The sequence below is a fragment of the Azospirillum ramasamyi genome (genome assembly GCF_003233655.1).
GTDB classification, from domain to species: domain Bacteria; phylum Pseudomonadota; class Alphaproteobacteria; order Azospirillales; family Azospirillaceae; genus Azospirillum; species Azospirillum ramasamyi.
Map to the genome: position 1 here is coordinate 2,510,637 of NZ_CP029829.1, position 17,058 is coordinate 2,527,694.

The 17,058-nt window shown below is 68.1% G+C and carries 20 protein-coding genes; 9 read left to right on the forward strand and 11 right to left on the reverse strand.

Annotation, left to right across the window (positions count from 1 at the left end; all coding sequences use genetic code 11):
• Positions 1–18 precede the first annotated feature (18 nt).
• Entirely contained in the window at positions 19–1,569 is a 1,551-nt protein-coding gene (locus DM194_RS11780) for a S1C family serine protease (protein WP_246024211.1), read from the reverse strand.
• A gap of 210 nt (positions 1,570–1,779) precedes the next feature.
• On the opposite strand from DM194_RS11780, the gene hisB reads away from it, so the two are divergent.
• Genes hisB through DM194_RS11815 form a run of 7 tightly spaced genes read left to right on the forward strand, consistent with a single transcriptional unit; the run spans position 1,780 to position 6,010 of the window.
• Positions 1,780–2,403 (forward strand): imidazoleglycerol-phosphate dehydratase HisB, encoded by a 624-nt coding sequence (hisB, locus tag DM194_RS11785; protein WP_044550958.1) that lies wholly within the window; start codon positions 1,780–1,782, stop codon positions 2,401–2,403.
• Positions 2,404–2,455: 52 nt separating this feature from the next.
• Entirely contained in the window at positions 2,456–3,100 is a 645-nt protein-coding gene (gene hisH / locus DM194_RS11790) for an imidazole glycerol phosphate synthase subunit HisH (protein ID WP_111067483.1), read from the forward strand.
• A gap of 4 nt (positions 3,101–3,104) precedes the next feature.
• Positions 3,105–3,647: a GNAT family N-acetyltransferase gene (locus tag DM194_RS11795; RefSeq protein ID WP_111067484.1), complete on the forward strand. Its 543-nt coding sequence runs from the start codon at positions 3,105–3,107 to the stop codon at positions 3,645–3,647.
• 31 nt (positions 3,648–3,678) lie between these two features.
• Positions 3,679–4,425 (forward strand): 1-(5-phosphoribosyl)-5-[(5-phosphoribosylamino)methylideneamino]imidazole-4-carboxamide isomerase, encoded by a 747-nt coding sequence (gene hisA / locus DM194_RS11800; protein WP_111067485.1) that lies wholly within the window; start codon positions 3,679–3,681, stop codon positions 4,423–4,425.
• Positions 4,425–5,258 (forward strand): imidazole glycerol phosphate synthase subunit HisF, encoded by an 834-nt coding sequence (gene hisF, locus DM194_RS11805; RefSeq protein ID WP_111067486.1) that lies wholly within the window; start codon positions 4,425–4,427, stop codon positions 5,256–5,258. Before hisA ends, hisF begins: the two co-directional genes overlap by 1 nt.
• Positions 5,251–5,610 (forward strand): phosphoribosyl-ATP diphosphatase, encoded by a 360-nt coding sequence (locus DM194_RS11810; protein ID WP_111067487.1) that lies wholly within the window; start codon positions 5,251–5,253, stop codon positions 5,608–5,610. The genes hisF and DM194_RS11810 overlap by 8 nt, the downstream gene beginning before the upstream one ends.
• Before the next feature lie 31 nt (positions 5,611–5,641).
• Entirely contained in the window at positions 5,642–6,010 is a 369-nt protein-coding gene (locus DM194_RS11815; protein ID WP_111067488.1) for a histidine triad nucleotide-binding protein, read from the forward strand.
• 131 nt (positions 6,011–6,141) lie between these two features.
• Here DM194_RS11815 and DM194_RS11820 read toward each other — a convergent pair whose 3' ends face one another.
• The 9 genes from DM194_RS11820 to DM194_RS11860 form a co-directional block, all read right to left on the reverse strand.
• Positions 6,142–6,540, reverse strand: coding sequence for a helix-turn-helix domain-containing protein (locus DM194_RS11820; RefSeq protein WP_111067489.1), 399 nt, complete (start codon positions 6,538–6,540; stop codon positions 6,142–6,144).
• A 24-nt stretch (positions 6,541–6,564) separates the two neighbouring features.
• Complete coding sequence (locus DM194_RS11825) at positions 6,565–7,140, reverse strand: Smr/MutS family protein (RefSeq protein WP_111067490.1); 576 nt, start codon at positions 7,138–7,140, stop codon at positions 6,565–6,567.
• 136 nt (positions 7,141–7,276) lie between these two features.
• Positions 7,277–8,680 carry a c-type cytochrome biogenesis protein CcmI gene (gene ccmI, locus DM194_RS11830; protein ID WP_111067491.1) on the reverse strand — a complete coding sequence of 468 codons (1,404 nt, stop codon included), beginning with the start codon at positions 8,678–8,680 and terminating at the stop codon, positions 7,277–7,279.
• Complete coding sequence (locus DM194_RS11835; protein ID WP_111067492.1) at positions 8,680–9,162, reverse strand: cytochrome c-type biogenesis protein; 483 nt, start codon at positions 9,160–9,162, stop codon at positions 8,680–8,682. The genes ccmI and DM194_RS11835 overlap by 1 nt, the downstream gene beginning before the upstream one ends.
• Positions 9,162–9,701: a DsbE family thiol:disulfide interchange protein gene (locus DM194_RS11840; protein WP_111067493.1), complete on the reverse strand. Its 540-nt coding sequence runs from the start codon at positions 9,699–9,701 to the stop codon at positions 9,162–9,164. The genes DM194_RS11835 and DM194_RS11840 overlap by 1 nt, the downstream gene beginning before the upstream one ends.
• 13 nt (positions 9,702–9,714) lie before the next feature.
• A complete protein-coding gene (locus tag DM194_RS11845; RefSeq protein ID WP_111067494.1) occupies positions 9,715–11,709 on the reverse strand; it encodes a heme lyase CcmF/NrfE family subunit in 1,995 nt (664 codons plus the stop codon).
• A gap of 7 nt (positions 11,710–11,716) precedes the next feature.
• Positions 11,717–12,181 (reverse strand): cytochrome c maturation protein CcmE, encoded by a 465-nt coding sequence (ccmE, locus tag DM194_RS11850; RefSeq protein ID WP_111067495.1) that lies wholly within the window; start codon positions 12,179–12,181, stop codon positions 11,717–11,719.
• Positions 12,178–12,411, reverse strand: a complete 234-nt coding sequence (gene ccmD / locus DM194_RS11855) for a heme exporter protein CcmD (RefSeq protein WP_111067496.1) — start codon at positions 12,409–12,411, stop codon at positions 12,178–12,180. Before ccmD ends, ccmE begins: the two co-directional genes overlap by 4 nt.
• 19 nt (positions 12,412–12,430) lie before the next feature.
• Positions 12,431–13,177, reverse strand: coding sequence for a heme ABC transporter permease (locus DM194_RS11860; protein WP_111067497.1), 747 nt, complete (start codon positions 13,175–13,177; stop codon positions 12,431–12,433).
• Between the two features lie 547 nt (positions 13,178–13,724).
• Between DM194_RS11860 and DM194_RS11870 the strand changes: the two genes are divergently transcribed.
• Both DM194_RS11870 and DM194_RS11875 read left to right on the forward strand, forming a co-directional pair.
• Entirely contained in the window at positions 13,725–14,087 is a 363-nt protein-coding gene (locus DM194_RS11870) for a ribbon-helix-helix domain-containing protein (RefSeq protein ID WP_111067498.1), read from the forward strand.
• Between the two features lie 10 nt (positions 14,088–14,097).
• Positions 14,098–14,634 carry a PIN domain-containing protein gene (locus tag DM194_RS11875; RefSeq protein ID WP_111067499.1) on the forward strand — a complete coding sequence of 179 codons (537 nt, stop codon included), beginning with the start codon at positions 14,098–14,100 and terminating at the stop codon, positions 14,632–14,634.
• Between the two features lie 108 nt (positions 14,635–14,742).
• Here the strand turns inward: DM194_RS11875 and pnp are convergent, their stop codons facing one another.
• Complete coding sequence (gene pnp / locus DM194_RS11880) at positions 14,743–16,854, reverse strand: polyribonucleotide nucleotidyltransferase (protein WP_111067500.1); 2,112 nt, start codon at positions 16,852–16,854, stop codon at positions 14,743–14,745.
• Positions 16,855–17,058: the final 204 nt, after the last annotated feature.

Below are 17,058 nucleotides of genomic sequence, written 5' to 3' on the forward strand. Positions count from 1 at the left end.
GACGGCAGGGCATCCGGTCTATGTGGGAGGGGCGCGGTCCCCGTCAAGCACATCGCCGTCAAGCTCCCAATCCTCCGCCCACGGATCTGCCCAGGCGTCGGAGGGTTTGCCGCGTCCCTGCCGCTTCCGTTCGATTTCCCGAGCCCGGTTGCGGTCCAGCCGGTCCTGTTTGGACGGGGGAGAGGTTGCGCCTGACCCGGCCGGATACTGGCCAGCCGGATCTAGGCCAACTGGATCTAGGCCAACTGGATCCGCCCCCAGCCGGTCGAGCAGTGGCCCGATCGCCAGGAACTCGACCAGCCCGGCCGGCGTGGCGACGGAACGGCCGGTGGAGGGCGCCACGCCGGCCAGCATGCCGTCGCCATCCAGCAGCGGATCGCCGGCCTCCGTCACCGCCGTGAACAGGGCGGCGGAGCCCAGATCCGCCTGGATCAGCGTGGCGCCGCGGCTCTCTCCGGCTTGCAGGCCGCCGACGATGCCCGCGACCTCCTTGCCCCGTCCACCGGGGATCGCCCGCACCGGTTCGCTGACGCGCAGGCTCCGGGTGCGGAGGGGAAGGGCGGTCAGACGCGCCGGCACCCTCACCAGTGCGAGGCCGCTCGCCGCGTCGCGCCCGACCACCCAGCCGGTCAGTTCCACCCCGCGCGCCGGGCGGACGGTCACGGTGGGGTCGGATCCGGGGAGGGGAGCCAGCAGAACGGACTGCACTTCGCCCGCCACATCGGTCTGGCCGATCACCAGCCCATGGAAAACGCCCGCCGATCCGCCGACCGTCACCCGCGCCGACGCCGCCCGGCCGGATCCGCCCCCGCTCCGCAGCAGAAGACGGCCGGCCGGCAGGGAAGGGGGCGACAGGGCAGGGGACGCCAAGGCCGGGGTCGGACTGGAGGTTTCCGGCGTCAGCGGAACGGGCCCGGATCCGGCCGGTGCCGGCGTGGAAACCATCGCGGCCGGCAGTGCCGCCGGAGCGGGCAGGGCGCCGCCGGACAGCAGGGCGCGGAACCCCGCATCGGCGGCGAGCGCCTCCACCGCCGCGGCGAAGGCCTCCTCCACCAGCAGGGTGTCGCCCTGGGGCACGCCGCGCTCCTGCGTCGTGGCGCCGGTGGTGACGATGCGGTGGACGAGCCCGCCGCCGCGCGTGTCGTAGACCGTCCATTCCACCCTGACGCTGCCGGTGCCCGAACTGCCCTTGCTGCTGCCGGTCAGCCAGTTGACACGGTTGCACAGCTCCAGCTGCACGTCGCGCAGGTCGCCCTGTACGGTGAAGCGGGCGCGGCTGCGGTTGCCGTCGGGGCTGTCGGGACCGCCGGGCCGCCCGACGACATCGAAGCCGGCGGCGGTCATCACCTCGCTGAACCGCTCCTCGAAGGTGGAGCCGCGCCGCATGTTGACGCCGCTGGTCCAATAGACGTCGTCATAGGGCGGGGCGCAGTCGATGCCCCAGACATAGCGGCCGATCTGCATCCCGCGCCGCATCGACCCGATGGCAAGCTCGCCGAAACGGAGCGGGGCGGTGGTGCCGGCGGCGACCGGCGGCGCCGTTCTGCCGCCCTGCGGAGGCGGAGCCATGCCGCCGCAACCCGCAGGCAGCAGGCCGAGAAGGAGCAGCGATGCTGCGGCGAAAGGGCGCGGGAAGCTCATCATAAGCGGATATGCACGTATGAAGTGTATCGGACTCTACCCCGCACACTTTCGTAGGACAATCGTCGGAATGGACAAGCCGCGCATCAATCGTGCCGGATGCTGGCGCGTGGGGATGCTTCCTGCTACAAAACCGCCATGGACCAGACCCCCATCAACGGCGGCCGCCGCGCCTCGATCGAGCGGAACACCACCGAGACCCGGATCCGGGTTGCGCTGAACCTTGACGGCACCGGCGTTTACGACGTCAAGACGGGGGTCGGCTTCCTCGACCACATGCTGGAGCAGCTGTCGAGGCACAGCCTGATGGACCTGACGGTCCTGGCCGACGGCGACCTGCACATCGACTACCACCACACGACCGAGGATACCGGCATCGCCATCGGCATGGCGGTGGCGAAGGCGCTGGGCGACCGCAAGGGCATCCAGCGCTACGGCCATTCCTATGTCCCGATGGACGAGACGCTGACCCGGGTGGCGCTGGACTTCTCCAACCGGCCCTACCTGATCTGGAAGGTGAACTTCACCCGCGACAAGATCGGCGACTTCGACACCGAGCTGTTCCGTGAATGGTTCCAGGCCTTCGCCATGGCCGCCGGCGTGACGCTGCACGTCGAGAACCTGTATGGCGAGAACAACCACCATATCGTGGAAAGCTGCTACAAGGCGCTTGCCCGCGCGCTGCGCGCCGGGGTGGAGATCGACCCGCGCAAGCGCGATGCGGTGCCCTCCACCAAGGGTACGCTCGGCGGATCGCTCTGACGGCGGGGATGCAGTCCCCCTCCGCCGTCCTATCGGAAGGTTTGTCACGTCCATGGAAACGGTCACGCTGATCGATTACGGCTCCGGCAACCTGCGCTCCGCCGCCAAGGCGATCGAGCGCGCCGCCGGCGAAGCCGAAGCCTCCTACACTGTTCTCGTCACCTCCGACGCCGATGCGGTCCGCCGGGCCGACCGCGTGGTCCTGCCGGGCGTCGGCGCCTTCGCCGATTGCAAGCGCGGCCTGTCGGAGGTTCCCGGCATGCTCGAGGCGCTGGAAGAGGTGGTGCACCGCCGCGGCCGGCCCTTCCTGGGGATCTGCGTCGGCATGCAGCTGATGGCGGAACGCGGGCGCGAATATGGCGTGACCGAGGGGCTGGGCTGGGTCCGCGGCGAGGTGGTGAAGCTGGAGCCGGCGGATCCGGCCCTGAAAATCCCCCATATGGGCTGGAACGAGCTGAACATCCGCCATCCGCACCCGGTGCTGGCCGGTCTGCCGGAGGGCTCTCATGCCTATTTCGTCCATTCCTACCAGTTCAGGCTGGCCGATCCCGACACGCTGATCGCGTCGGCCGACTATGGCGGCCCCTTCGCCGCGGTGGTCGGGCGCGACAATCTGGTCGGCACCCAGTTCCACCCGGAGAAGAGCCAGGCGACCGGTCTGGCGCTGATCGCCAATTTCCTGCGCTGGAAGGTCTGACGCGATGGCCGAGATCGCCATCGATAAGGTCGATTCGCTGAAGACCGCAGAGCTGCACGACCTGTGCGACGCCGCCGACGACGCCATCCGGGCCGGCGGCGGCTTCGGCTGGGTCGAGCCGCCGCCGCGCGACGTGATGGAGCGTTTCTGGAAAGGCGTGCTGGTCGTGCCGGAGCGGGTGCTGTTCGTCGCCCGCCTCGACGGGGTGGTGGCCGGATCCGCCCAGCTGGTCAAGCCGCCGCGCAACAACGAGGCGCAGGCCCACGCCGCCCAGCTGACCACCAGCTTCGTCGCCCCCTGGGCGCGCGGCCACGGCCTTGCCCGCCGCCTGACCATGGCGGTGGTGGAGGAGGCGCGCGCCGTCGGCTTCCAGGTGCTGAACCTGGATGTCCGGGTGACGCAGGAAGCGGCCATCGCGCTCTACGAATCGCTCGGCTTCAGGCGCTGGGGAACCCATCCTTTCTATGCGCTGGTGCAGGGCAAGCCGCTCGCCGGCCATTTCTACTGCAAAGACCTTCAGCCCGCCCACCAGCCGTCCGCCCAATAACCGCCAGCAACGCCATAGGAAGACGCCAGCGATGATCATCTACCCCGCCATCGACCTCAAGGACGGTGCCTGCGTCCGCCTGCTGCGCGGCGAGATGAGCCAGGCCACGGTCTTCAACAACGATCCCGGCGAACAGGCCCGCCTGTTCCAGAGCCAGGGCTTCGAATGGCTGCATCTGGTCGACCTCAACGGCGCCTTCGAAGGCAAGCCGGTGAATGGCGCCGCGGTCGAAAGCATCCTGAAATCGGTCACCATCCCGGTGCAGCTCGGCGGCGGCATCCGCGACCTGAACACCATCGGCATGTGGCTGGAGAAGGGCGTCAGCCGCGTCATCCTGGGCACGGTGGCGCTGCGCGACCCGGATCTGGTCAAGGCCGCCTGCCGCGAGTTCCCGGGCAGGATCGCGGTGGGCATCGACGCGCGCGAAGGCTATGTCGCGGTGGCCGGCTGGGCCGAGACCTCCGACATCAAGGCGCTGGATCTGGCGCTGAAGTTCGAGGATTGCGGCGTCTCCGCCATCATCTACACCGACATCAACCGCGACGGCGCCATGGGCGGCGTCAACGTGGAGTCGACCTCCGACCTCGCCTTCCACCTGACCACGCCGGTCATCGCGTCCGGCGGAGTCTCGTCCATCGAGGATCTGAAGGCGCTGAAGGTCGAGGAGGACACCGGGATCGAGGGCGTGATCTGCGGCCGCGCGCTGTATGACGGCCGGATCGACCCTGGGGAAGCGCTGGCCCTGCTCTCCGCCACCGCCGTCGAGGACGCCGACTGATGCTGAAGATGCGCGTCATCCCCTGCCTGGACGTCAAGGACGGCCGGGTGGTGAAGGGGGTCAATTTCGTCGATCTGGTCGATGCCGGCGATCCGGTGGAGCAGGCCCGCGTCTATGACCGCGAGGGGGCCGACGAACTGACCTTCCTCGACATCACCGCCAGTCACGAGAACCGCGACACCATCTTCGACGTGGTGCGGCGGACGGCGGAGCAGGTCTTCATGCCGCTGACCGTCGGCGGCGGCGTACGCACGGTGGACGACATCCGCAAGCTGCTGCTGGCCGGCGCCGACAAGGTGTCGATCAACACCGCGGCGATCCACCGCCCCGACTTCGTGCGCGAGGGCGCGGAGAAGTTCGGCGCGCAGTGCATCGTCGTCGCCATCGACGCCAAGAAGGTCGCTCCCGGCAGATGGGAGGTCTTCACCCATGGCGGCCGCAACGCCACCGGCATCGACGCGGTGGAATGGGCCAAGCGGATGGAATCGCTGGGGGCCGGCGAAATCCTGCTGACCTCGATGGACCGCGACGGCACCAAGAGCGGCTTCGACCTGGAGCTGACGCGCACGGTGGCGGACTCGATCCGCATCCCGGTGATCGCGTCGGGCGGCGTCGGCACACTGGACCATCTGGTGGAGGGCATCCGCGAGGGCCACGCCACCGCGGTGCTCGCCGCCTCGATCTTCCATTTCGGCACCTACACCATCGGTCAGGCCAAGGCGGCGCTGAGCGCCGCCGGCATTCCGGTGCGCCCGGCCCGGGCAACGAACCCGGTGGCGAACCCGGTGGCGAATGCGGCGGTGGAGACGGCGGTGGAGACGGCGAATGGGTGACAAGAAATCTGCCGAGAAGGCGCCGGCCCCGCCGGGCGCCGAGGTGCTGGACCGGCTGTTCGTCACCGTCCAGGGCCGCAAGGGCGCGGATCCGGAGACCTCCTACACCGCGAAGCTCTACAGCCGCGGCACCGCCAAGATCGCCCAGAAGGTGGGCGAGGAGGCGGTGGAGGCGATCCTGGAGGCGGTACGCGGCGACAAGGCGGCGCTGGCCGCGGAATCCGCCGACCTGCTCTATCACCTGCTGGTGCTGTGGGCCGACCTGGGGCTGGATCCGGCGGAGGTCTGGACCAAGCTCGCCCAGCGCGAGGGCACCAGCGGCATCGACGAGAAGAAGTCCCGCAAAGCCTGAACGGGATTCCCCAGAAAAGAGGACGCACGCGATGGCCAAGAGCTATGACGACAGCAACGTGTTCGCCCGCATCCTGCGCGGCGAAATCCCGTGCAAGAAGGTCCATGAGACCGAGCACGCGCTCGCTTTCCACGACATCGACCCGCAGACGCCGACCCATGTGCTGGTGATCCCGAAGGGCGCCTACATCGACATGGACGACTTCACCGCCAAGGCGTCGGAGGCCGAGATCGCCGGCCTGTTCCGCGCGGTGGGCGAGGTCGCCCGCATGGTCGGCGCCGACGGCCCCGGTTACCGCATCCTGTCCAACTGCGGCGAGGCCGCGCATCAGGAAGTGCCGCACCTGCACATCCACCTGTTCGCCGGCCGCGACCTGGGGCGGATGATCGGCAAGGCTTGAGCGCCGTTGCGCCTTTGCTGTGTTGGACCCCCGCCCTTAGCCTCCCCCGCCGAGCGGGGGAGGGGATAAGTGCTCGTTCGGAAAGGCGGGGGGGAGGCCAGGTGGGGGCATTCGAAGCCGACTCTCCCGCATTACCGCCGCCGCACCCCCGCCCGGCGCCTTGCGCACTTCTTCGGCGGCACCGCGTCCAGGATCGCCAGGATCGCGTCGATCCGCTCCTCGTCGAGGTCGCCGATACGTTCTGACAGCCGGTTGGCCAGTTCCGTCGCCTTCGCGCTCAAGCCCGCAGTGTCCACCGTCACGCGGGGATGGGACAGATCCGCCAGCCGCTCCAACTCCTCCGCCTCGTCCCAGATGATGCCGAAATAGGCGCAGATCTGCCGGACCAGCTGGGGCGAGGGTTGGCCGCGCTTGCCGTGCTCCAGCGCCGACAGATAGGCGGACGAGATGGACAGATCCGTCGCCATCTGCTTCAGCGTCACGCCCTTGGCGTCGCGCAGCGACCGGACCCGTTCGCCGAACGGGGTCATGGGAAGTCCCTGAATGTGTGGGACTCAGTCCTTACGGTCGCGCCGCCGTTTGATCAAGACATACAGCGCGCCGTCGCCGCCATCCTTGGGACGGGCCGGCTGGATCGCCAGAACCATCGGGCGCAGGGCCGGATCCGCCAGCCAGCGGGGGGTCGCCTGACGCAGCACGCCGAACCCGCCGAAGCTGCCCTTGCCGGTGATGACCAGGATGCAGCGCCGGCCTTCGTTCCAGGCGCGATGGACGAAGGAGGCGAGCGCGGTGTGCGCCTGCGCCTGGGTCATGCCGTGCAGGTCGATCCGGCCGTCGATCTCCAGCTCGCCGCGGCGGAAGCGCTCGCCGGTGCGGCGGTCGATGTTGGCCGTGGACCCCGGCGTCAGCGGCGGTTGGGCCGCGCGGGCCGGCCGGGGCGGGGCGGGGTGTTGCCTGGCGGACGGCGGCGGGGCGAGGCTGGTCGCCACCGGTTCCTCGACCAGTTCCGCCATGGTCGCCACCGGTTCCGGCTCCGCCTCGATCTGCCGGCCCGGCATGGGTTCGGCGTCGCGCATGGCGAGCCGCCACAAGCGCCGCTCGTCGGGCGTGGGCAGTCGTCTGCGGGTCATCGGCGCGGAACCTTCTGCGGAAACGAAAAGGGCGGTGCCAACGGATAAAGCCCGTCGGCCCGCCCCTGTCAATGTGTGTTGCCGCAACGCGAAAGAAAAGATGTCGGGAGAATGGAAAGGGCGGAGGCGGAAGGTCTCAGCCGCCCGCGTTCAACGCGTCCAAACGCCCCTTCAGCAGGGTGTATTCCGGGTCGCTCGGCTTGAACTGGGCGATCAGCTTGCCCCAATGGGTGGCGGCCTCGTCCTTGCGGCCCGACATCATGGCGTCGAGGCCCAGCAGCCAAAGCGCGTCCTTGTTCTCCGGCTCCGTCTTCAGCGCCTGACGCAGGGCGGAGGTCGCTTCCTCCGGCAGGGGCTTGGGCGTTTCGTTGCGCGGCTGGGTCTGCAGCACGGCGTTGGCGTAGACCACCTGCACGTCGGCACGGTCCGGCGCCAGGTCGCGCGCCTTGCGGGCGGCATCAAGCGCCTTCGCCGGTTCGCCCAGCACACCGTAGGAACGGGCGAGCCTCAGCCAGCCCTCGATGTCCGACGGGTCGGCCTCCAGCCGGGCGGCGAGCCCGGCGACCATGCCGCGGATCATCTCGTCCTGGTTCTGGCCCTCGGCCGCCTGACCGTTCGGGCCGGGCTGACCCTGGGCGACGGGGCCGGCGGGCTTCTGCTCGGCCGGCAGGGGCTGCGGCGTCACCTTGGCCGGGTCGAGGTCGAGCGCGATCGCGGCCTCGCGGATCTGGTCGCGCAGGACCGGCACCCACGGCGCGTCGGCGGGCGATTCCGCCATCAGCGCGCCCCAGCGGTTGAGCGCGTCCTGGCGGTCGCCGGCCTGATAGCGGGCGAGCGCCGCGAAGAAACGGGCGCGCGGGTCCTTCGGCTCCTTCGCCAGCACGGCTTCGAAGGCCTTCACCGCCTCTTCCGGAACCATGCCGTCGTTGGCCGACACCAGCGTTTCGCCGAACAGGCCCTGCAACTCCACATCGTTCCTGTCCAGGGCGACGGCGTGGCGCAGCGCCTCGGCCGCTTCGGCGTTGCGGCCCATCTTGGCATAGGCCTGGCCCAGGATCAGCCAGCCCTGCAGGTCGTTCGGATCCTCCGCCAGCTGCGCCTTCAGCTTGTCCATCGCCGCCAGCACGCTCTGCGGCGGGCCGCCGCGTTCCTGTTCCAGGTTGCGCGAGGCCAGCGGCTGCGCCGGCAGATCCGGGCGGCCATACAGGCCATAGACGCCGAGCGTGCCGAGCGGCAGCATCAGTGCCAGAATCACCGCCAGCACACGTGAGTTGCGCGGGGACGCGGGGCTTGCGGCGGCACCGCTTTTCTCGGCGGTCGCCAGCATGCGCCGCGCGATCTCCGCCTTGGCGGCCTCGGCCTGGGCGTTGTTGATCAGGCCGCGCGCGCGGTCGCGCTCAAGCTCGTCCAGCTGGTCGCGGTAGACCTCGCGGTCGAAGGCGTCGCGGTCGGGAGCGGCGGCACCGGAGCGCAGCAGCGGCGGCACGATTATCAGCAGTACGGCCGCGGTCAGGACGGCGGCGAGAATCCAGAACAGCATCAGTCGTCTTTCCGCAGCAGGGCATCCAGCCGCCGCCGCTCATCCGCGCTCAAGGGAGCGGTGTCGGCGCCGGCGGCGGCGCCCCGCCGCCCGCGCAGGAACAGGAAGGTGCCGATCGCCCCCAGCAGCAGCACGACGAAGGGGCCGATCCACAGCACCAGCGTGGTCGCCTTGAAGGGCGGGCGCAGCAGCACGTAGTCGCCGTAGCGGTCGGTGACGTATTCCATCACCTTGGCGTCGCTGTCGCCCGCCTGCAGCCGGTCGCGCACCAGAACCCGCAGGTCGCGGGCCAGCGGAGCGTTGCTGTCGTCGATCGACTGGTTCTGGCAGACCAGACAGCGCAGCTCCTTGCTGAGGGCGCGGGCGCGGGCCTCGAGCGCCGGATCCGGCAGAACCTCTCCGGGCTCGACGGCCAGGACCGGGGCCGACGCCGGCAGCGCGACCGACAGCGCCAGCAATGCGGCAAGTAGAAAGCGCTTCATCAGCCTTGCCTCAGATGCTTGACCATGGGGAGAAGCTGCTCCTCCACCACCTGCGGGGTCAGCGGGCCGACATGCTTGAAGCGGATCCGGCCCTGGCGGTCGATCAGGTAGCTTTCCGGCACGCCGTAGACGCCCCAGTCGATCGACACCCGGCCGTCCGGGTCCGCCCCGATGGCGGCATAGGGATTGCCGTAGCGCGCCAGCCAGGTCAGCGCGTCCTCCGGCTTGTCCTTGTAGTTGATGCCGTAGACCGTCACCCCCTGTTCCCGCGCCAGGCGGGTGATGACCGGATGCTCCGCCTTGCAGGGGATGCACCAGGAGGCGAAGACGTTCACCAGCGTCACGTCGCCCGTCAGCTTGGACGAGGACAGGCCGCCGGTCGCCGGCCCGCCGGCGATCGCCGGCAGATCGAAGGTCGGCGCCGGCTTGTCGATCAGAGCCGACGGGATGTCGCGCGGGTCGCGCTGGAACCCCAGGTAGAAGGCGATGCCAACCCCGATGAACAGCAGGAAGGGCAGCAGATACAGAAGGCGGCGCATCGTGTCTTGGTCCTCATTCGGCCGGAAGCGGAGCCGACTTGCCGCCCGTACGGCGGCGTTCCGGCGCGCCGATGCGGAACCGGCGGTCGGTCAGGCTCACCAGTCCGCCCAGCATCATTCCCGCGCCGCCGATCCAGATCCACGGCACCAGCGGGTGGTGATAGATGCGGACGATCCAGGCGGCGCCGTTCTGCGTCGGATCGCCCATCGCCACATACAGGTCGGAGAAGATCGTGGTGTGGATGGCCGATTCCGTGGTGGTCATCCGGGTGGTGGTGTAGCTGCGGCGTTCCGGCGTCAGGGTGGCGATGGGCTGGCCATCCTTGGTGACGGTGAAGACACCGCGTTCCGCCTTGTAGTTCGGACCGTCGATCAGCCCGACGCTGTCGAAGCGGAACTCGTAGCCGGCGACGCTGGTCTGGTCGCCCGGCTTCATCGCCGTGATGGATTCCGTCTGCCAGGCCGAGGTGCCGGTCATGCCGAGGATCGACAGGCCGACGCAGGCGTGCGCGATGGTCATGCCCCAGGCGCTGCGCGGCAGATGCACGGCGCGGTGCCAGCTGTTCCGGAAGGAGGTGCGGAACAGGGCGATGCGGTCGGCGAACTCCACCAGCGAGCCGACGAAGGCCCAGGCGGCGAGCGCGATGCCCACCAGCGCCAGCAGCGGTCCGCCGCCCGCCTTGACATAGGCGGCGATGGCGACGGCGATCACCACGGCCACGCCGGCGATCCACAGCCGGCTCAGCGCCGCCCACACATCCGCCCGCTTCCAGGACAGGAAGGGGGCGACCACCATGGCGATGATCATCGGGATGGCGACCGGGATGAAGGTGGCGTTGAAGAAGGGAGGACCGACCGACACCTTGCCCAGGTCCAGGATGTCGAGGAACAGCGGATAGAGCGTGCCGATGAACACCGTCGCCGTCGCGGTGGACAGCAGCAGGTTGTTCAGCACCAGCGACCCTTCGCGGCTGATCGGCGCGAACAGCCCGCCGGCCTTCAGCGACGGCGCGCGCAGGCTGTAGAGCAGCAGCGAGCCGCCGGTGGCGATCACCAGCAGGACCAGGATGAAGACGCCGCGCTTGGGATCGACCGCGAAGGCATGGACCGAGGTCAGGATGCCGGAGCGCACCAGGAAGGTGCCCATCAGCGACAGCGAGAAGGTGACGATGGACAGCAGGATGGTCCAGCTCTTCAGCGCGTCGCGCTTCTCCACCACGATGGCGGAATGCAGCAGCGCGGTGCCGGCCAGCCAGGGCATGAAGGACGCGTTCTCCACCGGGTCCCAGTACCACCAGCCGCCCCAGCCTAGCTCGTAATAGGCCCACCAGGAGCCCATGGCGATGCCCATGGTCAGCGTCGACCACGCCGCCAGCGTCCAGGGCCGGACCCAGCGCGCCCAGGCGGGATCGACCCGCCCCTCGATCAGCGCGGCGACGGCGAAGGAGAAGGCCATGGAGAAGCCGACATACCCCGCATAGAGGAAGGGCGGATGGAAGGCGAGGCCGGGGTCCTGCAGCAGCGGGTTCAGGTCGTTGCCGTCGATCGGCGCCGGGACCACGCGGATGAAGGGGTTGGAGGTCGCCAGGACGAACAGCAGGAAACCGATCCCGATCATCCCCTGGACCGCCAGCACCCGCGCCTTCAGCGTCGGCGGCAGGTTGCGCCCGAACATGGCCACGGCGGCGCCGAAGACCGTCAGCATGACGATCCACAGCATCATCGAGCCCTCGTGGTTGCCCCAGACGCCCGACACCTTGTAGAGCATCGGCTTGGCCGAGTGGCTGTTCTGCACCACGTTCAGAACGCTGAAGTCCGACACCACATGCGCCCAGGTCAGGGCGGCATAGGCGACCAGCACCAGCAGCATTTGGGCGATCGCCGCGGGCACCGCGACGTTCATCCAGGCGGCGTTGCGGGTGGCGGCGCCGATCAGCGGCGGCACCGACTGCACCAGCGCGACGAACAGCGCCAGCACCAGCGCGTAATGGCCGAGTTCGGGGATCACGGTCCCGCTACTCCTTCTTCGCGGTCTTCGTCTCGGATTCCGCCGGGTTCTTGTAGACCCCGGCCTGCTTCAGCGCCTCCGACACCTCGGGCGGCATGTAGTTCTCGTCATGCTTGGCCAGAACCTCGCGCGCGACGAAGACGCCGTCGGTCAGCTTGCCCTCGGCCACCACGCCCTGGCCCTCGCGGAACAGGTCGGGAAGCTGGCCGCGGTAGCGGACGTCGATGGTGTGCGCGGTGTCGGTGACGCGGAAGGAGGTGGTGAGCCCGTCCTGCATCTTCTGAATGCTGCCTTCCTCGACCAGCCCGCCCAGGCGGAAATTGCGGTCGCCCACCTGCTGCGTCTGCAGCTGGGTCGGGCTGTAGAAGAAGACGATGTTGTCCTGGAAGGCGGTCAGCGCCAGGGCGGTCGCCGAGCCCAGCCCCAGGAGGGCGAGGCCCAGCATGTAGAGGCGGCGTTTCTTGCGGGTCATCCTTTGCTCGCTTCCGCCGGTGTTCCGGCGTTCTGATCGGCCGGCTTGCGGCCGGCGTTGCGGGTGCGGCGGCGGGCGGGCCGGGCGCTTTCCAGCGCCTTCAGCGTCGCCTCGGCGTTGCGCAGCCCCTTCCAGGTGGCAACCAGGAGGCCCAGCAGGACCAGGGCGGCGATGCCGTAGGCCGGCCAGACGTAGGCGGCGTAGCCGCCCATGTGGAGAAATTCGTTCATCGTTTTGATCCCTGCGTCCTCAGCCCTGCATCCCGTCCGTCACGGCGCCGTCGCCGGCGACCGACAGCCTCAGCGTCTGGATCTTGCGCTGGGCGATCTCCGCGCGCACGCGCAGCAGGACCACGGTCAGGAAATAGGCGGTGAATGCGCCGGCCATCACCAGAAGCGGCGTCAGCATGCTGGGGTCGATGCTGGGGCCGCCCATGCGCACGACGCTGGCGGGCTGGTGCAGCGTGTTCCACCAGTCGACCGAGAACTTGATGATCGGCACGTTGACGATGCCGACCAGCAGCAGGACGTTGCCGGCCTTCATGCCGCGCTGCGGATCGTCGAAGGCGTTCACCAGGGCCATGTAGCCCAGATACAGGAAGAACAGGATCAGCACGCTGGTCAGCCGGGCGTCCCACACCCACCAGGTGCCCCACATCGGCGCTCCCCACAGCGACCCGGTCACCAGGCAAACGAAGGTGAAGCCGGCGCCGATGGGGGCGGCGGCCTTGGCGAACAGGTCGGCCAGCGGGTGCTTCCACACCAGACCGGCGGCGGCGGCGGCGGCCATGTTGGTGTAGACGAAAAGGCTCATCCAGGCGGCGGGCACATGGATGTACATGATCCGCACCGTCTCACCCTGCTGATAGTCGGGCGGCGAGCCGAACAGGCTGAGCCACAGCCCGAGGATCGTCAGGATCACGGTCGCACCGGCGCACCACGGCAGCAGCACGGCCGAAAGGCGCAGGAAACGGGCGGGATTGGCGAAGCGATGCATAGAACGATGGCCCCGGAACAAGTGACCTTGGTCAGGCTTGCGGTCGATATAAGCGCATGTATGGCCGACTACGAGGGGGGGCGCCTTGATCTCGGTCAGGAAGAACCGCCATTCGTTCGTACTCTGACACCAAGGTATGAGAGATCCCAAGCCCTTGGAGGCGCTCGGTTCGTTGTCCGTGGAGACGCCGGGGGAAGGGATTTTCATCCCGCCCCGCCAGTGGATCTTTTTCGGTCACGCCGCCGGTTTCGCCCGCATCGTCCCGGCGATCACGTCGAAATCGCGCTGGCTGACCGGCATAAGTCCGAAGCGGAAGGGAAAGCCCCCAGCCCCAACTTGTCGGCAATCGACCTGCTGCTGACCGCTTGGCCATGCCGACGCAGAACCTGCATCAGATCGAGGAGACGTTCGGCGCGCGATATGAGCGGGGCAGGGCGGGGAAATCAGGCATTCCTGCACAGCATGGTGCCTGGACGGGAAGAATGCCGCTTGTCGGTTCTTTCTGTCCGGATCATATCTGGAGGAACCGGAGATTCTGGAGAACGCCATGCCTGCCCGCACCATCTCGGCCTATGCGGACGAAGAAACCGCGCAGGCGGTGGAACAGATCGCCGAATTGGAGGACCGGTCGCCTGCCCAGATTGCCGCGGCGGCACTACGCTTTTATGCCCGACTGCCGTCCGAAGCACGGGCCGCCTTCCGCCGGATAGAGAAGCTCGGGACGGATGAAGATATCGCTTCCCTGACCCGTGCCATCACGCGGAAGACGCTGGATGCGGAATGGGAGGTGGCGCACCGCCGCTTCGTCGGGGAGATGACCAATGTACCGGATCCAGCCGGCGACGAAGACGTAAACGAGGGCGTGGACGAGGACGAACTGCTGGCCGAAGCTGTGCGCCTGACGCGGTGACTGCATCCAAATGGCGCAGCAAGTCCTGAATCTCTGCTTGGATTTGAACGTCTGGTGCGCCGCCTTCCTGGCCGACCGTAAGGGTGCCAGGAATACGGCCTCGCAAACGTTGGTCGGCATGGTGCGGTCGGGTCATGCCGCCGATGCCCCGTTGCAGCTGGTCGCGTCGTGGGGAATGTTGACCCGGCTGCGCAAGGTCTTTGAAGTGGACTGGGGTGTTCCGCGTCCGACGGTGGATCTGCTGGTCGAAACGATCGCCGGCTACGCCCGGTTGGGACCGGCCGGAACGGCGCCGCATCTTACGCTCGGCGGCACGGGCTTGATGCCGATGCGCGACGAGGAGGACGCCCATGTCGTGGACACCGCCATCGCGGGAGGAGCGCATCTGCTGGTCACTGCCAACTTCGATGATTTCCTGGGACTGAAGGGCCGGGAGATGGAGAGCGGACGGGTGGCGCTGGTAGAGACAGCCAAGGCTCGCTTGATCGTCGCTCATCCATTTCGAGCCGTGGAATGGCTGCGCACCGGCCGGCTGCCGGTCTTGTGAAGTTCAAGCGTCCATCATGAAAAAGGCGCCCTCCCGCGGGAAGGCGCCCTTCTCATGAACCCGGCGGGGGAGGGCCGCAGCCCGCGCCCCGCCGCCAATTCCGACGGATCACTCCGCCTTCTTGCTCAGGTCCTCGCCGGTGGCCTGGTCGACCTGCTTCATCGACAGCTTCACCTTGCCGCGGTCGTCGAAGCCGATGACCTTGACCTTCACCGAGTCACCCTGCGACACGACGTCCGACACCTTGCCGACGCGCTGCTGCGCCAGTTCGGAGATGTGGACGAGGCCGTCGCGCGAGCCCAGGAAGTTCACGAAGGCGCCGAAATCGACGACCTTCACGACCTTGCCGGTGTAGACCACGCCCATCTCCGGCTCGGCGACGATGCCCTTGATCCACTCGATGGCGGCATCCGACTTCTTCTGGTCGACGGCCGAGACCTTGACGGTGCCGTCGTCCTCGATGTCGATCTTGGCGCCGGTCTGCTCGACGATCTCGCGGATCACCTTACCGCCGGAGCCGATCACGTCGCGGATCTTCTCCTTCGGGATGTTGATCACGGTGATGCGCGGGGCGTTCTCGTTGACGCCTTCGCGGGCGCCGGTCAGCGCCTTGGCCATCTCGCCCAGGATGTGCAGGCGGCCGTCCTTGGCCTGGCCCAGCGCGATCTCCATGATCTCCTCGGTGATCGAGGTGATCTTGATGTCCATCTGCAGGGCGGTGACGCCGACCTCGGTGCCGGCGACCTTGAAGTCCATGTCGCCCAGGTGGTCTTCGTCACCCAGGATGTCCGACAGGACGGCGAAGCCGCTGTCTTCCTTGATCAGGCCCATGGCGATGCCGGCGACCGGACGGGCCAGCGGCGCGCCGGCGTCCATCAGCGACAGCGAGGTGCCGCAGACGGTGGCCATCGAGGAGGAGCCGTTGGACTCCGTGACTTCCGACACGACGCGCAGCGTGTAGGGGAAGTCTTCCTTCTTCGGCAGCAGCGGGTGGATGGCGCGCCACGCCAGCTTGCCGTGGCCGATCTCGCGGCGGCCCGGGCTGCCCATGCGGCCGGCTTCACCCACCGAATACGGGGGGAAGTTGTAGTGCAGCATGAAGTGCTCGCGGTACTCGCCTTCGAGCGCGTCGATGATCTGCTCGTCCTGGCTGGTGCCCAGCGTGGTCACGACCAGCGCCTGGGTCTCGCCGCGGGTGAACAGCGCCGAACCGTGGGCGCGCGGCAGCACACCGACTTCCGAGACGATCGGGCGCACGGTCTTGGTGTCGCGGCCGTCGATGCGGCGGCCGGTCTTCAGGATGGCGCCGCGCAGGATGTCGGCTTCCAGCTCCTTGAACTCGATCCCGATGGCATGGGGCTCGAATTCCTCGCCCAGAGTCTCGATCGCCTTCGCCTTGGCGGCGCCGACCTTCTCGTAGCGGGACTGCTTGACCATCTCGGTATAGGCGGCCTCGACGTCCGACCCGACGGTCTCGCGCAGGCGGGCCTTCAGGGCCTTGCGGTCATAGGCCGGCTCCGGCAGATCCCACGGCTCCTTCGCCGCTTCCTCGGCCAGATCGATGATCATCTCGATCACCGGCTGGAAATTGGTGTGGCCGAACATGACGGCGCCCAGCATGACCTCTTCGGTCAGCTCCTTGGCTTCCGATTCGACCATCAGCACGCCTTCGGTGGTGCCGGCGACAACCAGATCCAGATCGCTGTCCTCGACCTCGTCCATGGTCGGGTTCAGGATGTACTGGCCGTTCTTGTAGCCGACGCGGGCGGCGCCGATCGGACCCAGGAAGGGGATGCCGGAAATCGTCAGGGCGGCCGAGGCGCCGACCATCGCCACGATGTCCGGGTCGTTCTCCAGGTCATGGCTCAGCACGGTGCAGATGACCTGCGTCTCGTTGCGGAAGCCATCGGCGAACAGCGGACGGATCGGACGGTCGATCAGGCGGCTGACCAGCGTTTCCTTCTCGGTCGGACGGCCTTCGCGCTTGAAGAAGCCGCCGGGGATCTTACCGGCGGCGAACGCCTTTTCCTGGTAATTGACGGTCAGCGGGAAGAAATCGACGCCCGGCTTCGGCGCCTTGGCGGCGACGGCGGTGCAGAGGACGGTGGTGTCACCATAGGTGACCAGAACAGCACCGTTGGCCTGACGGGCGATCTTGCCCGTTTCCAGGACCAGCTTGCGCCCGCCCCATTCGATTTCTTTACGGTGAACAGTAAACATGGATTCTTTCCTTCCATCCGACACCCTGCAACGGCCGGATTGCCGCCCAAGGCCGGGGCCATCGGTCGTAGGACCCCGCGAGAAAACTGAAGATATGGTGTTCGACAACAGGAATGAACGAATCGAGATAGAAGTGCCGTGGATGCAAAAAAGGCCGGTCCCCGAATAAACGGGCCGGCCTGTCCGTCACGAAACGCTCAAGAT

What these genes read in the sequence shown, in the direction of transcription:
- DM194_RS11815 (WP_111067488.1), top strand. Translation starts at nt 5,642, where the DNA reads ATGGCCAAGAGCTATGACGACAGCAACGTGTTCGCCCGCATCCTGCGC.
- hisB (WP_044550958.1), top strand. Translation starts at nt 1,780, where the DNA reads ATGGACCAGACCCCCATCAACGGCGGCCGCCGCGCCTCGATCGAGCGG.
- ccmE (WP_111067495.1), bottom strand. Translation starts at nt 12,181, where the DNA reads ATGACCCGCAAGAAACGCCGCCTCTACATGCTGGGCCTCGCCCTCCTG.
- DM194_RS11870 (WP_111067498.1), top strand. Translation starts at nt 13,725, where the DNA reads ATGCCTGCCCGCACCATCTCGGCCTATGCGGACGAAGAAACCGCGCAG.
- DM194_RS11820 (WP_111067489.1), bottom strand. Translation starts at nt 6,540, where the DNA reads ATGACCCCGTTCGGCGAACGGGTCCGGTCGCTGCGCGACGCCAAGGGC.
- DM194_RS11810 (WP_111067487.1), top strand. Translation starts at nt 5,251, where the DNA reads ATGGGTGACAAGAAATCTGCCGAGAAGGCGCCGGCCCCGCCGGGCGCC.
- DM194_RS11795 (WP_111067484.1), top strand. Translation starts at nt 3,105, where the DNA reads ATGGCCGAGATCGCCATCGATAAGGTCGATTCGCTGAAGACCGCAGAG.
- DM194_RS11835 (WP_111067492.1), bottom strand. Translation starts at nt 9,162, where the DNA reads ATGAAGCGCTTTCTACTTGCCGCATTGCTGGCGCTGTCGGTCGCGCTG.
- hisH (WP_111067483.1), top strand. Translation starts at nt 2,456, where the DNA reads ATGGAAACGGTCACGCTGATCGATTACGGCTCCGGCAACCTGCGCTCC.
- DM194_RS11875 (WP_111067499.1), top strand. Translation starts at nt 14,098, where the DNA reads ATGGCGCAGCAAGTCCTGAATCTCTGCTTGGATTTGAACGTCTGGTGC.
- DM194_RS11860 (WP_111067497.1), bottom strand. Translation starts at nt 13,177, where the DNA reads ATGCATCGCTTCGCCAATCCCGCCCGTTTCCTGCGCCTTTCGGCCGTG.
- DM194_RS11780 (WP_246024211.1), bottom strand. Translation starts at nt 1,569, where the DNA reads ATGGCTCCGCCTCCGCAGGGCGGCAGAACGGCGCCGCCGGTCGCCGCC.
- pnp (WP_111067500.1), bottom strand. Translation starts at nt 16,854, where the DNA reads ATGTTTACTGTTCACCGTAAAGAAATCGAATGGGGCGGGCGCAAGCTG.
- ccmI (WP_111067491.1), bottom strand. Translation starts at nt 8,680, where the DNA reads ATGCTGTTCTGGATTCTCGCCGCCGTCCTGACCGCGGCCGTACTGCTG.
- DM194_RS11825 (WP_111067490.1), bottom strand. Translation starts at nt 7,140, where the DNA reads ATGACCCGCAGACGACTGCCCACGCCCGACGAGCGGCGCTTGTGGCGG.
- hisF (WP_111067486.1), top strand. Translation starts at nt 4,425, where the DNA reads ATGCTGAAGATGCGCGTCATCCCCTGCCTGGACGTCAAGGACGGCCGG.
- DM194_RS11840 (WP_111067493.1), bottom strand. Translation starts at nt 9,701, where the DNA reads ATGCGCCGCCTTCTGTATCTGCTGCCCTTCCTGCTGTTCATCGGGGTT.
- ccmD (WP_111067496.1), bottom strand. Translation starts at nt 12,411, where the DNA reads ATGAACGAATTTCTCCACATGGGCGGCTACGCCGCCTACGTCTGGCCG.
- hisA (WP_111067485.1), top strand. Translation starts at nt 3,679, where the DNA reads ATGATCATCTACCCCGCCATCGACCTCAAGGACGGTGCCTGCGTCCGC.